This is a genomic window from Halobaculum limi, from assembly GCF_029490015.1.
Lineage (GTDB): Archaea > Halobacteriota > Halobacteria > Halobacteriales > Haloferacaceae > Halobaculum > Halobaculum limi.
In genome coordinates, this window is record NZ_CP120468.1 from 980,248 (window position 1) to 992,426 (window position 12,179).

At 68.2% G+C, this 12,179-nt stretch carries 17 protein-coding genes; 11 read left to right on the forward strand and 6 right to left on the reverse strand.

Annotation, left to right across the window (positions count from 1 at the left end):
- Positions 1 to 27: 27 nt before the first annotated feature.
- Positions 28 to 642, forward strand: coding sequence for a translation initiation factor IF-2 subunit beta (locus P0D77_RS04905; RefSeq protein ID WP_277555103.1), 615 nt, complete (start codon positions 28 to 30; stop codon positions 640 to 642).
- Between the two features lie 107 nt (positions 643 to 749).
- On the forward strand, positions 750 to 995 hold the full coding sequence (locus P0D77_RS04910) for a DUF7385 family protein (protein WP_277555104.1): 246 nt from the start codon (positions 750 to 752) through the stop codon (positions 993 to 995).
- Between the two features lie 60 nt (positions 996 to 1,055).
- On the opposite strand, the gene P0D77_RS04915 is transcribed toward P0D77_RS04910, so the two are convergent.
- The 3 genes from P0D77_RS04915 to P0D77_RS04925 all read right to left on the reverse strand — a co-directional run bounded on the left by P0D77_RS04915 (position 1,056) and on the right by P0D77_RS04925 (position 3,358).
- Complete coding sequence (locus tag P0D77_RS04915; protein ID WP_277555106.1) at positions 1,056 to 2,015, reverse strand: D-2-hydroxyacid dehydrogenase; 960 nt, start codon at positions 2,013 to 2,015, stop codon at positions 1,056 to 1,058.
- A gap of 84 nt (positions 2,016 to 2,099) precedes the next feature.
- Positions 2,100 to 2,516 (reverse strand): peptide-methionine (R)-S-oxide reductase MsrB, encoded by a 417-nt coding sequence (gene msrB, locus P0D77_RS04920; RefSeq protein WP_277555107.1) that lies wholly within the window; start codon positions 2,514 to 2,516, stop codon positions 2,100 to 2,102.
- A 62-nt stretch (positions 2,517 to 2,578) separates the two neighbouring features.
- The gene (locus P0D77_RS04925) at positions 2,579 to 3,358 is read right to left on the reverse strand and encodes an aldo/keto reductase (protein ID WP_277555108.1); all 780 of its coding nucleotides are present in this window, start codon (positions 3,356 to 3,358) and stop codon (positions 2,579 to 2,581) included.
- A gap of 47 nt (positions 3,359 to 3,405) precedes the next feature.
- On the opposite strand from P0D77_RS04925, the gene P0D77_RS04930 reads away from it, so the two are divergent.
- On the forward strand, positions 3,406 to 3,576 hold the full coding sequence (locus P0D77_RS04930; protein WP_277555110.1) for a hypothetical protein: 171 nt from the start codon (positions 3,406 to 3,408) through the stop codon (positions 3,574 to 3,576).
- Between the two features lie 66 nt (positions 3,577 to 3,642).
- Here P0D77_RS04930 and P0D77_RS04935 read toward each other — a convergent pair whose 3' ends face one another.
- Together P0D77_RS04935 and P0D77_RS04940 are read right to left on the reverse strand one after the other, a co-directional pair.
- Positions 3,643 to 4,284, reverse strand: coding sequence for a helix-turn-helix domain-containing protein (locus P0D77_RS04935; RefSeq protein ID WP_277555111.1), 642 nt, complete (start codon positions 4,282 to 4,284; stop codon positions 3,643 to 3,645).
- A gap of 69 nt (positions 4,285 to 4,353) precedes the next feature.
- Positions 4,354 to 5,010, reverse strand: a complete 657-nt coding sequence (locus P0D77_RS04940; RefSeq protein ID WP_277555112.1) for an HAD family hydrolase — start codon at positions 5,008 to 5,010, stop codon at positions 4,354 to 4,356.
- 123 nt (positions 5,011 to 5,133) lie between these two features.
- Between P0D77_RS04940 and P0D77_RS04945 the strand changes: the two genes are divergently transcribed.
- The 7 genes from P0D77_RS04945 to P0D77_RS04975 all read left to right on the forward strand — a co-directional run bounded on the left by P0D77_RS04945 (position 5,134) and on the right by P0D77_RS04975 (position 10,650).
- Positions 5,134 to 6,174, forward strand: coding sequence for an NAD(P)/FAD-dependent oxidoreductase (locus P0D77_RS04945; RefSeq protein WP_277555113.1), 1,041 nt, complete (start codon positions 5,134 to 5,136; stop codon positions 6,172 to 6,174).
- 100 nt (positions 6,175 to 6,274) lie between these two features.
- On the forward strand, positions 6,275 to 7,309 hold the full coding sequence (locus tag P0D77_RS04950; protein WP_277555114.1) for a beta-ribofuranosylaminobenzene 5'-phosphate synthase family protein: 1,035 nt from the start codon (positions 6,275 to 6,277) through the stop codon (positions 7,307 to 7,309).
- A 99-nt stretch (positions 7,310 to 7,408) separates the two neighbouring features.
- Entirely contained in the window at positions 7,409 to 8,245 is an 837-nt protein-coding gene (locus P0D77_RS04955) for an RAD55 family ATPase (RefSeq protein WP_277555115.1), read from the forward strand.
- A gap of 83 nt (positions 8,246 to 8,328) precedes the next feature.
- Positions 8,329 to 9,186, forward strand: a complete 858-nt coding sequence (locus P0D77_RS04960) for a CopG family transcriptional regulator (RefSeq protein WP_277555116.1) — start codon at positions 8,329 to 8,331, stop codon at positions 9,184 to 9,186.
- Positions 9,187 to 9,843: a DUF8135 domain-containing protein gene (locus P0D77_RS04965; RefSeq protein ID WP_277555117.1), complete on the forward strand. Its 657-nt coding sequence runs from the start codon at positions 9,187 to 9,189 to the stop codon at positions 9,841 to 9,843. It begins immediately after the preceding gene.
- Positions 9,844 to 9,876: 33 nt separating this feature from the next.
- Positions 9,877 to 10,200 (forward strand): transcription factor S, encoded by a 324-nt coding sequence (locus P0D77_RS04970; protein ID WP_277555118.1) that lies wholly within the window; start codon positions 9,877 to 9,879, stop codon positions 10,198 to 10,200.
- 36 nt (positions 10,201 to 10,236) lie between these two features.
- Positions 10,237 to 10,650: a hypothetical protein gene (locus P0D77_RS04975; protein WP_277555119.1), complete on the forward strand. Its 414-nt coding sequence runs from the start codon at positions 10,237 to 10,239 to the stop codon at positions 10,648 to 10,650.
- Here P0D77_RS04975 and P0D77_RS04980 read toward each other — a convergent pair.
- Entirely contained in the window at positions 10,633 to 11,226 is a 594-nt protein-coding gene (locus tag P0D77_RS04980) for a dienelactone hydrolase family protein (protein WP_277555120.1), read from the reverse strand. The genes P0D77_RS04975 and P0D77_RS04980 overlap by 18 nt on opposite strands.
- Before the next feature lie 91 nt (positions 11,227 to 11,317).
- On the opposite strand from P0D77_RS04980, the gene P0D77_RS04985 reads away from it, so the two are divergent.
- Positions 11,318 to 12,133 carry a PspA/IM30 family protein gene (locus tag P0D77_RS04985; protein WP_277555121.1) on the forward strand — a complete coding sequence of 272 codons (816 nt, stop codon included), beginning with the start codon at positions 11,318 to 11,320 and terminating at the stop codon, positions 12,131 to 12,133.
- The last annotated feature ends 46 nt before the right edge of the window (positions 12,134 to 12,179 follow it).

A 12,179-nucleotide genomic window follows, 5' to 3' on the forward strand; every position in this document is an offset into this window, starting at 1 on the left:
TATACGTCGAACTCCCTTCCCTCGTCTATGAACTACGCAGACGCACTCGACAGAGCCTACGGCGAGTTACCCGACACACCCGCGGACGCCGGCGACCGCTTGCAGGTACCCGACCCCGAGGGACAGACCGACGGGGCGTTCACGCGCCTGACGAACCTCTCGAACATCGCAGACGCTCTCTCGCGAGACGCCGAACACCTCCACAGCGCCATCCAGCGACAACTGGGGACGAACGGCCAGTACGAGGACGGCGTCGCCCGGTACAACGGGTCGTTCTCCATCGCGGACTTCACCGAGGCCATCGACGAGTACGTCGCCGAGTTCGTCACCTGCTCGGAGTGTGGCCTCCCCGACACCGTCCTCAAGACCGAAGACGGCGTCCGAATGTTGCGCTGTCAGGCGTGTGGTGCGTTCCGGCCCGTCCAGAAGCGTTCTTCGGCGGCGTCTCAGCACTCGCAGGGCCCCGACATCGAGGAGGGCAAGACGTACGAACTGGAGATCACCGGCACCGGCCGCAAGGGCGACGGCGTCGCGGAGAAGGGCAAGTTCACCATCTTCGTCTCCGGCGCACAGGAGGGACAAACCGTCCAGGCGTACGTCCACAACATCTCGGGCAACCTCGCGTTCGCCCGCCTGACGTAAGCACGCGACTTGCTGCCATCTCTGCGGACTTCTCTCGCGGCCGCGCGGAGTCTCACACCTGAATTTCGGGGCGGAACCTACTTTCCGTGCAGCGACCGCCACCGAGTATGACGCGGCTCGACATCTCCGACGGTTTCGACGTCCACGACTACCGGAGCAAGTTGAAACTCCTGCGGCAGGACGCCGGATCGATGTCGCTGGAGAACCGCGCAGAACTCGGCTGTCCGGCCTGTGGCACCCCGTTCGACCGCCTGTTCGTCAGCGACGACGAGACGGTGACGTTCGATTCTGCACCGAGCGGTCCCATCTGTCTCGCTCGAACCGACGAGCGACTGCTCGTGTTGACCCACTGAGCGGTGTGTAGCGGCGCGGTCGCCGCCCCCGCCGACTCCCGCCGCACCCATCTCACCCGCTCACAGCACGCGATTTCGCATCCCGTCGAGGTCGTCATCGGCCAGTCGGCGGTAGTTCTCCGCGATAATCGCTGTCCACCGTTCGGTCTTGTGTGGCGTGCTCCCCGCCATGTGCGGCGTGACGATGACGTTCGACAGATCCCACAGCCGCGAGTCCGCAGGCAGCGGTTCCTCCTCGAACACGTCGAGGGCGGCCCCGCGGATCAGGTGTGAGCGCAGTGCTCCGACGAGATGCGCTTGCTTGCACACCGCGCCGCGGGCGACGTTGACGAGGACGCCGTCCTCGCCGAGGAGGCGCAACTCGTCGCCGCCGATGAGGCCCTCCGTCTCGTCGGTCAGGGGACACGCGAGGACGAGGTAGTCGGCGGCGAGGCACACCTCGTGGAGATTGGCGGGCGTGCGCGCCTCGTCGACCGACTCCGGCATCGTGTCGAGGTCGCGTTTCACGCCCCACACGTCCATCCCCAGCGCCGAGGTCAGTTCCGCGACGCGCGTGCCGATAGCGCCGACGCCGACGATACCGACGGTTTTGCCGCGCAATTCGCCACCCTCGCGGCGCTCCCAGCGATTTTCTGCCTGCTGGCGGGCGAGCGTGTGGAGGTTGCGTTCGAAGGAGAGTATGTACGCGAGCACCTGTTCGCCGATGGGTTCGGCGTGGACGCCCGCGGCGTTCGTCACCGCGAGGCCGCGGGCTTCGAGGTCGGATTTCGGGAGGTAGTCGGTGCCCGAGGAGAGCGTCTGGATCCACCGCAGGGAGTCGGCGCGGTCGAGGAAATCGTCCGGCAGACGGCCGAGGACGACACCCTCGGCGTCGGCGATGTGTGCGTCCGTCTCGGCGGGCGTCGCCGCGGCGACGACGCGGTCGGCGGGAACGTCGGCGTCGACGAGGCGGTCGCGGAGGGCCGTGCCCCGGTCGGGGCCGACCGTGTGCGCGAACAGGAGGGTGGGAGCGTCGGTCATACGCCGGGGTCGGACGGTCGCGAGAAAAGCCCGCCGGTGGCTGTGCAGTGGGCGCGGACCGCGACCGCTGCCGCCCGCGCTGGCTTACTCGTCGGCCTCGAAGTCGATGGCGACGGAGTTGATGCAGAACCGTTCGCCGGTCGGTTCGGGGCCGTCTTGGAACACGTGGCCGAGGTGGCCGTCGCAGGTGCCACACCGAACCTCGACGCGCGTCATCCCGTGGCTGTGGTCGTCGAGGAGGCGCACCTTCGAGTCGTCGGCGGCGTAGAAACTCGGCCAGCCACATCCGGAGTCGTACTTGGTCTCCGACTCGAAGATGACGGTGCCACAGCCAGCGCACTTGTACACGCCGTCGTCTTTTCGGTCGACGTGCTCGCCGGAGAAGCGCGCCTCGGTCCCCTGCTCGCGGAGGATGCGGTACTCCTCGTCGGTCAGTCGCTCGCGCCACTCCTCGTCGCTCTCGGGGAGGTCCTCGGGCGTCGTCTCTGCGGAGTCGCTCATACCAGATACTGGTGCCGCAGACGCATCAACCCACGGGCGCTGCCGGTCGCTCACCCGTGAGACTACTCCGGGAACAACTCCTCCTCGCGGTCGATGCCGTCGATTCGCTCGTGGTCCTCGGGGTCGAGCGTCAGGTCGGCCGCCGCGAGGTTCGCACGCAGGTGACGTTCGCTCGACGCCTTCGGGACGGTGACGGCGCCGTCCTTGTCGGTGAGCCACGCGATGCTCACGGCCTCGGGCGTCGTGTCGTGTTTCTCTGCGACCGCGCACACTTCAGCCACCTCCCGCACTCGGCCGCCCGCCAGCGGCGAGTACGCGACCAGCGTGTAGCCGTGGTCGACGGCGTGCTCTCGGAGCGCGGGGCGCTGGAACAACGGGTGGTACTCCGTCTGGTGGGCCGAAAGCGGCGCGTCGAGGCGGGCTATCGCCTCGTCGAGTTCGTCGACCTCGAAGTTGGAGACGCCGACCCCGCGGACGAGGCCATCGTCGACGAGTTCGTCGAAGGCGGCGAGCGTGCCTTCCGGGTCGTAGCCACCCTTCGGTCGATGGACGTACAGGAGGTCGAGCGTGTCGAGGCCGAGGCGGTCGAGACTCGCCTCGGTCGAGGGCCGGACGTCGGCGGGCGCGAGGCGGTCGATCCACGTCTTCGAGGCGACGAGGAGGTCGTCGCGGTCGACGTCGCTGCGGGCGAGGCCGTCGCCGACGGTCGCCTCGTTCTCGTACACCTGCGCGGTGTCGAGGTGTCGGTAGCCAACGTCGAGCGCCGTTTCGACCGACCGTGCGCCGTCGTCGCCGTCGAGGCCCATCGTGCCGAGGCCGACGGGCGGGAACGCCAGATCCATACGACGGCTTCACCGCTCGTGAGGAAAGGATCGACGGTCTCGACGAGGTGACTGGCCGTGGCTCGCTGGGGTGGCGAGTTGGGATGGGCGGTCGCGACCGCCGGGGCCGGGCAGGTGGCGGTCGGCGACCGATCCAGTCCGTCGCGGCGTCGCTGGTGCCGACGCCGGACGGGGGGATGCCGGGCGACCAACAGCGCGCTTGGCAGCCGTCGGTCTGAGCAGTAGTTCGCTGGCACCGCCACAGAACGTTCTGGTTGACGTGACAACTCGTTTATCAGGGGGCGTCAGTTGTGTGCGATGCTCGCGCCCAACAGTGCGTCGAGTCCGAGTCCAATTCGTCGGGAAACGGCCTGTTCGGTGACGCCGAGTTCGGCACTCAGATCCGCGAGCGTCGCCTCCCGCGGGCGCTTGAAGTACCCCGCCTCGTAGGCCGCGACCAGCGTCTCGTGTTGGCGCTCGGTGAGGCCGTACTCGGCGCGTTCGTCGGCGTCGTCGAGGGTGACGACGCGGGTGATATCGACCGGAATCTCGTGTTCGTGACACCGTCGATGGAATGGCTTGGTCTCGGCAGCCTCGTCGAAGCGGAGGCGGAACGACCAGATGCCGTCGTTGAGTCGCGCCTCTAGCATCGTCGCGTCCGCCTCGATGACGGCCGCGAGGAGGTCGTCGTCGCCGGCCCACCGGGCGCGGTAGCGGTGCCGGCCGTCGGTCGATTCCACTCGATTGAGTCGGTCGACGGCGGGGTCGTCGGCGACGGCGTCCTCGAACGTGGCCCGGTCGCCCCGGGTGAGCCAAAACGAAGGGAGCGCGGTGTCGCCGACTGGCACGACGCGGTCGAAGTGGACCCGGAGGTCGCGGTCGCGGTTGACCGCGGCCGCGAACGCGAACGCGTCGGCCGGCAGGGTAAACGAGACGAGAACGGGCACTCACACCACCGACTCACCACCACGCGATAGGTCTGTGGGTGTCTCGGAGCACCTCGGTTTCCGACCGTCTCAGAGACAGATGGCCTGTAAGTCGGTCAGGTCGTCGATGTCGTAGGTGGGGGTGACCGAGAGGTTCCAGTCGGTCCGGTGGGGGCGGCGGATGAACGCCGAGTCGATGCCGGCGTTGTTCGCGGCCTCGATGTCGGACTCGTTGTCGCCGACGAACAGGGCCGTCTCGGCGTCTAAATCGTCGAGTGCGCGGTCGATGTAGTGGCTGTTGGGCTTCTTCAACCGGAGGCTCTCGACGGTCGGCTCTCGTCCGTAGGCGGTGTCGAAGAGGTCCGAGACGCCGAAGTGGTCGAGGAGGAACTCGACGGTCTCGTGTTGGTTCGAGGAGACGATACCAAGCGGGGCCGACAGGTCGCGGAGGACGTCGATGTCGTCGTACAGGCGCTTGTTTCCGGCGTGGACTTCGCGGCGCTGTGCCTCGAAGGCCGTCCGGTCGCGCATCGCCCAGAACTCCCGCGGCGTGAGGTCGTACGTCGAACAGACGTCTTCGACCTGTGCGGGGGAGACGCCGACGACCATCGACTCGACGTGCTCGGGGTCGGGGTCCGCCACCGAGAGGGCGTCGAAGGCGTCCCAGGCGGCCTCGTGGAGGACGTCGTATCTGGTCCGGCCGACGAGGACCCCGTCGTTGTCGAAGACGATAGCGTCGTACACCATTGCCGATAGTGACGGGGCTCTCTTCTTAAGGCTTTCACACGAGTCGGAAGCGTCTCCGGGATGCTCGGCCACCCGACGCGACCGCCCGCAAGCGATACGGCGTTCCCGCCCGTGGGTCCCACGATGGCAGACATCGGCATCATCGGCGCGGGCCTCGCGGGGTCGGGAGCGGCGTACGCGCTTCGCGACACGGACCACGACGTGACGCTGTTGGAGAAGTCCCGTGGCGTCGGCGGTCGGGCGGCGACCCGCCGCGGCAACGACTGTCGATACGACCACGGCGCGAACTACGTGAAAGACGCCGACGACCGGACGGTCGGCCTTCTGGAAGACCTCGGGACCGACGGTCTCGTCGACATCGACGGGCCCGTGTGGACGTTCGACGAGTCCGGCGACATCGCGGCGAGCGACCGGCAGGAGGAGCACAAGTACACGTGGGAGGCGGGCATCACCCAGTTCGCCAAGCGCCTCCTCGCGGCGACAGACGCGGCGGTACGCAAGACCACTCGCGCCGAGTCGCTGGCGCGAACCGACGGGACGTGGACGGTCACCGACACCGACGGCGACGACCACGGCCCGTTCGACGCCCTCCTGCTCACGCCCCCTGCCCCACAGACCGCGGACCTGCTGGCTGCGACCGAGTGGGCAGACGGCGAGGACACGCTGACCGCGCTTCACGACGCGGTCGACGCCGTCGAGTTCCGCACGATTCGGACGCTCGTGTTGCACTACGACTTCCCGCTGGACGTGCCGTGGTACGCGGTCGTCAACGCGGACAAAGCCCACGAGGTCGGGTGGATCGCACGTGAGGAGTGCAAGCGCGGGCACGTCCCCGAGGGTGAGTCGCTGCTCATCGCACAGATGAGTCCCGCGTGGTCGACCGCTCACTACGACGACCCCCTAGAGGAGGCTGCCGACGCCGCGGCCGCGCAGATCGCCGACGTGGTGGGCGACGACCGCCTCACAGACCCCGACTGGGTCGACGACCAGGGCTGGCGGTACGCGCTCCCGGACGACGCACTCTCGCCGGAGGCGGACGCCGTCGCCGACGCACGCGACGCGGGCCTGTTCGTCGCCGGCGACTGGGTCGCGGGGGAGGCGCGCGCCCACGAAGCCGTCTGGGACGGCATCGAACTCGGCGAGACGCTCGCGGAGTCGCTGTAACGCTTCCGGGTTCCACTCCCGCCACCCGCACGTCGCCGTCCGTATTGTCCGCTGTCGAAACCGACACCACGGCCACCGACCTACCACGAGTCGAGACACGATGGGACGCGACGCCGACCACACCGGCGACAGGAACTCCGACCGACCGAACGCGACTCGTTCGGTGACGGTCGAGTCTGGCGCACGCCTCCACTTCGGCTTCGGCAACCTCTCGCTGGCACACGAACGGCTGTACGGTGCGGCCGGCGTCGCGATCGATGGCCCCCGCGTTCGGCTGACGTGTACGCCCGCCGCCGGCGTCGACGCCGACCACGACGAGGTCGCCGAGTACGCCGCTCGCGCGTGCGGCCTCCTCGGCGTCGCGGGTGCACGCGTCACGGTTCACGAGGAACTCCCGCGCCACCGAGGACTCGGCAGCGGTACCCAACTCGCGTTGGCGACGCTCGCAGGCGTCGCCCGCGCACACGGCCTCGACCCGGCGGTTCGCGATCGCGCCCCCTCGCTCGGACGGGGTGGCCGCTCGGGTGTCGGCGTCGCGACGTTCGAACGCGGCGGGTTCGTCCTCGACGCGGGTCACCCAACCGGCCGGTTCACCACCGCACGCCCGGCCGACGGGGAGTGGCAGGTGCCGGCGGTCGCGGCGCACCACACTATCCCCGACGACTGGCGATTCCTCCTCGTCGTTCCCGCGGTCGACCCCGGACGCTCCGGCGACGACGAGGATTCGTCGATCAGAAACGCCGTCGAAGAGGCCGACCCGGCGGTCGCCGACCGCGTCTCGGGCGTGATCCAACGGCGCCTCCTCCCGGCCGTCGCCGAGGGATCAGCGGAACGGTTCGGCGAGGCCGTCGCGGAGGTCGGTCGGCTCAACGGCGCGTGGTTCGCGGACGAACAGGGCGGCGTCTACCGCCCGCCCGTGGGCGACGTCGTCGCGACGCTCGACGACGACCCCGCGGTGTTCGGCGCGGGACAGTCCTCGTGGGGGCCGACGGTGTACGGCGTCACCGACGCCGACCGCGCGGACGCCGCACGGGCAGCAGGCGAGGCGGCGTTGTCGGCGGCGGGCGTCGACGGTAGCGTCCGGGTCGTCTCGGCGCGGAATCGGGGAGCGACGGTCCGGCCGGCCGACGAGTGAGTGGCGGCAGGCGGGTGAGTGGTTGCAGGCGGAGTGGGACGTGAGTGCTCCCCGCTCACTCGGCACAACGCCTAAGCACGCCCCCGAGTGAGGTGGCCTATGGATCGGATCCCGTTCGGCGTCGGCCAACTCGACCGGGTGCTCGGCGGCGGCGCACCCGAGGGGAGCGTCGTGCTCGTCGCCGGCGAGTCGGGGGCAGGCGCTCGTGAGTTCGCCTACACGAGCGCCGCAATGAACGCACTCGCGAACGCCGACAGCGAGACGTTCGACCTCTACTACGGTGAGATGGGAGAGGAGGCGACGGTGCCACCGTCAGTTCACTACCTCTCGTTTACGAACGGACAGGACTTCATCGAACGCGAACTACGCTACACGATGGCCGACGAGATCGTCGACCCGGCCATCGAGGCTATCGAGTTCGTCGACCTCTCGCCGGAGTACTTCCAACTCTCGTCGATCCCCCGCGAGTGGTATATGGGCACGACGAGTTCGATCACCGACCTCGGGAAGGCGGGCAACCGCGACGGCGTCCTCTCGGCGTTCGGCGAACACCTGACCCAGCGTGCGGCGGGCAACCTCGTCGTCGTCGACTCGATCACCGACCTCGTCGGCGCGTCCGGCGGCGAGGTGGAGTGGAGCGACGTGGCGATGCTCGTGCGCGGCCTCGCGAAGGCGGTCCACTCGTGGGGCGGTCTCCTCCTCGCCGTCGTCAACACCGACACGATCACCGACCAGCAGTTCGGCCAACTGATGGACGGCAGCGGCGGCACGCTGGAGTTCAACTGGGAGTCCGGCGGGTCGAAGCGCGGCCGCACGATGATCGTTCGCGAGTTCCGGGGCGTCCTCTCGCAGTTGGAAAAAGAGAACATCGTCCGCTTCGAGACGGAGATTCACGACGGCGGCCTCGACATCAGCGACGTGCGCAAGATTCGCTAACTCCGAGCGAACGCGTCTCCTGAGTACGAGCGCCGATAACTGGGCCGGTAGTATTTATGTAGCGGCTCACTACTCACCCGTAGATGGCCGGAGAGCAGGTCGAGGGGCTTCCGGATGCCCTTCAAGAGTGGGTGTACTCACGGGCCGAGGAGACCGGGCGTGCTCCCCAAGAGGTGCTCGCACGGGCGGTCTCGGTGTCGCGATTACTCGACGCAGAGGCCGACTCGCTTCCCACGCCCGACACGCTTGGCGACACAGCGGCGGCACCGGACGACCTCACCGACCAGATTGCCGACCTCGACCGGCGGGTACAAGCACTCGACGACGACCTGGACGAGAAAATCGACGACGTTCGCTCGCGCGTCATCCAGGTCAAACGCGAGGCCGACGCGAAAGCCGAGGCCGACCACGACCACCCCGACCTCCAGGAAGCGGTCGACTCGCTGGCGTCGCTGGAGGGCCTCGACGCCGAACTCGACTCGCTGGCCGCCGACCTAGACTCGCTTCGGACGGACGTCGAGGCGTTGGAAGCGCGGTTCGAGGAGGGCTTCGATAACTACGAGGAGGTGTTGGAGTACCTCACCGACACCACCGACGACCACGACGCGAAACTCTCGACGCTCGCGCGGGTCGTCGCCGACCTCCGAACGCGCGTCGCGAAACAGGAGGCACGCGAGTCACAGCGCCGGGCCGCTGAGGAGTTACAGACGGAGGCGAATCGCCACGGCATCACCAAAGCCACCTGCGACAGTTGCGGGGCGACGGTGCAGTTGGCACTGCTGTCTGTGCCCGAGTGTCCCCACTGTGCCGCGACCTTCGAGTCGGTGGAACCCGCATCGGGATTCCTCGGGTCGCCGTCGCTGTCGGTGGGCCACCGCCCTGCGCTGGAGGGTGAGACGGTCGAAGAGACCGACCCGTCGGACATCTTCGAGGGAATGTAGATGAGCGACGACCCCGACGACACCGACTCGACCGACACGGCCGCCGACGGAGACGACCCGCCGACCGTCGACAACCCGTTCGCGACCCCCGAGGACACGACCTCCGAGGATGCGACCGACGCCGACGGCTCTGACGCCGAAGACGTCGACGCCGAAGACGCCGACAGTTTGGCCCCCTTCAGCGACCTCGCACGCGGGGTGGACGAGCGCCGCCGTCGCCGCGAGGAGACCCCCGACGACGACTTCTTCGAACACGTCGAGGTGGGTGACGTCGACGAAGACGACCTCTGGCGGACACTCGACGAGACGGACGACCAACCGCTCGGGTCGGGGGAGGCTGCCGAGGAGGTCGCACGCGCCGCCGACGCGCAGGACGCCCGCCCGGAACACGTCGTCGACAAACGCGAGTACTGCCAGCAGTGTCCGTTCTTCTCTGCACCACCTGCTGTCGCGTGCGGCCACGAGGGGACCGACATCGTCGAAGTCGTCGACGCCGGGCGATTCCGGGTGCGTGGCTGTCCGATGGTGACCGACACCGGGCGACCGAACTTCGGAGCCGTGGTGGCAGACGCCGAGACGGACGACGCCACCGAGGCGACCGACACCGGGGAGTCGACGCCCGCCGACGCCGCCGATGCGACCGAGGCGGACACGTAACACCTACCGGCACGCGCCCGGTAGTGGCGCGGTATGCAGTTCTGTGACGAGTGCGGGTCGATGATGCGCACCGACGACGGCGTGATGGTGTGCTCGTCGTGCGGCGCGACCGCCGACCGCGACGAGGAGTTGGCCGCGCAGTTCGTCTCGACCGAAGAACAGAGCGACGACGACGTCATCGAGACGGAGGAGGGCGCGAACTTCGAGGGGAAGCCCACCTCCGAAGACGTCGTCTGTGACGACTGTGGCCACACCGTGGCGTGGTACACGATCAAACAGACGGGGGCGGCCGACGAACCGCCGACGCGCTTTTTCAAGTGCAAGGAGTGTGGGTATCGCTGGCGGGAGTACAACTGACGACGGCTTTTTGTCACCCTGCCGAGTGGTCCGCGTATGGCCCTCCACCACCGCGTCGCCGCTCAGTTACGACCGTGGCACGCGCTGATGCTCGCTGTGTTTCTCGCCGGCACGGCGCTCCAACTGACTCGCGGCCTCGACCCGCTATCTGCCGCCCTCTCGGGACTGTTCGGCCTCGTCATCTTCCAGTTCACCGTCGGCAACGTCTGGGCGGCGGCCGTCGAGTACCGCAACGCCGGCGGTCGGTGGCGTGACCTCCCGTTTCTCGTGCCGATTGGACTCGCCGCCTTCGCCGCCACGACGCTGTACGCCGTGAGCGAGAACGTCGCCGTCGCCGCCAGCGCCGCCTTCTGGGTGTTCGTCGGCGCGACGGCGGTCACGGCCGTCGTCGTCAATCTCGTGGTTGGCTACCACCAAGGCGACAGCGACGCCTCACAACGCGTCGAGTAACCACTCCCCCGCGGCGTCGCCCACCTTCCCCGCCTGGCCGACGAAGAAGTGGTCGGCGGAGAACTCCCGCACGTCGAAGCCGAGTTCCCGCGCACGCTCCACCACCGGCCGCCAGTCGGCGGTGTCGTCGCGGGTGCCGTACACCACCTGTGCGGGGCAGTCGATAGCGTCCATCGCGGCGACGGCGTCCAGATCCGACGCGAGGCGGGCCGTCGGCGCGAGCGCGGAAACGGCGTCCACCTCGCTCTCGCTTGCCACCAACAGCGCCACACAGCCACCGAAACTGAACCCGAACAGTCCCACCCGGTCGTAGCGCTCGCGGGCCCACGCGACGGCGTTGCGGGCGTCGGCGCGTTCGCCGTACCCCTCGTCCCAGTCGCCGTAGTCGAAGCGAAGGCAGTCGACACCGCCCGCAGTCACCACGTCCGAGACGGCACGCAGTCGCTCGTCGCCGCGGTGGCCGCGGTGCTGGGGGTGTGGCGGGCACGCGACGACACAGGCGTCGGTGGTGGTGTCGTCAGCGCGGTCCAACGAGGCACGAACGTCGCGCCCGCCGGGAACGAGTACGTCGGTCACACGCGGGGGTGCGACCGCGGCGATGAAAACGGCGTCGGGAGTACCTCTCGGTCGGGTGAGATTTATACGGCTACTGAGCCTAGCCGACGCTATGGGAATCCTCTCACGCACCTCCTACGTCATCCGCTCGAAGATCAACGCGATCCTCAACCGAGCGGAAGACCCCACCGAGACGCTGGACTACAGTTACGAGCAGATGCGTGACGAACTCCAGCAGGTGAAACAGGGTATCGCGGACCTGACCACCCAGAAGAAGCGCCTGGAGATCCAGAAGCGTCGCTTGGAGGAGAACGTCGAGAAGCACAACGAACAGGCCCGCGAGGCCGTCCAACAGGACCGTGACGACCTCGCTCGGCGTGCGCTGGAGAAGAAGAAGTCGAAGATGAACCAGATCGAGGACCTGGAGACCCAGATCGCACAACTCCAGAACACGCAAGACGACCTGGTCGACAAGAAGGACCGCCTCCAGAGTCGCATCGAGGAGTTCAAGACGAAGAAAGAGACGATGAAAGCCCGCTACGAGGCGGCAGAAGCCTCCACGCGCGTCTCGGAGGCGATGTCGGGCGTCGGCGACGAGATGGAGGACGTGAGCCGAGCCATCGAGAACGCGGAGTCGCGCACCGAGGAGATGGAAGCGCGGTCGATGGCGATGGACGAACTGCAAGACACCGGCGCGTTCGACGACGCCCTCTCGTCGGGCGACGAAATCGACCGCGAACTCGAATCGGGGCGAACCGACCGCGAAGTCGACGCCGAACTAGAGACGCTGCGTGCGGAACTCGGGAAGGCCCCCGCAGAACCCGAAGGCGACGGCGAGGCCGACGTCGACACCGAGGTGGAAGACGAAGAGGTCGAAGCCGAACTCGAAGAACTCCAGCAAGAAGAAGACGCAGACGCCTCGAAGTAACGAGCGCCGGCGATTCGGTCACACCGCCCGCCCTCCGCTCTCCGCG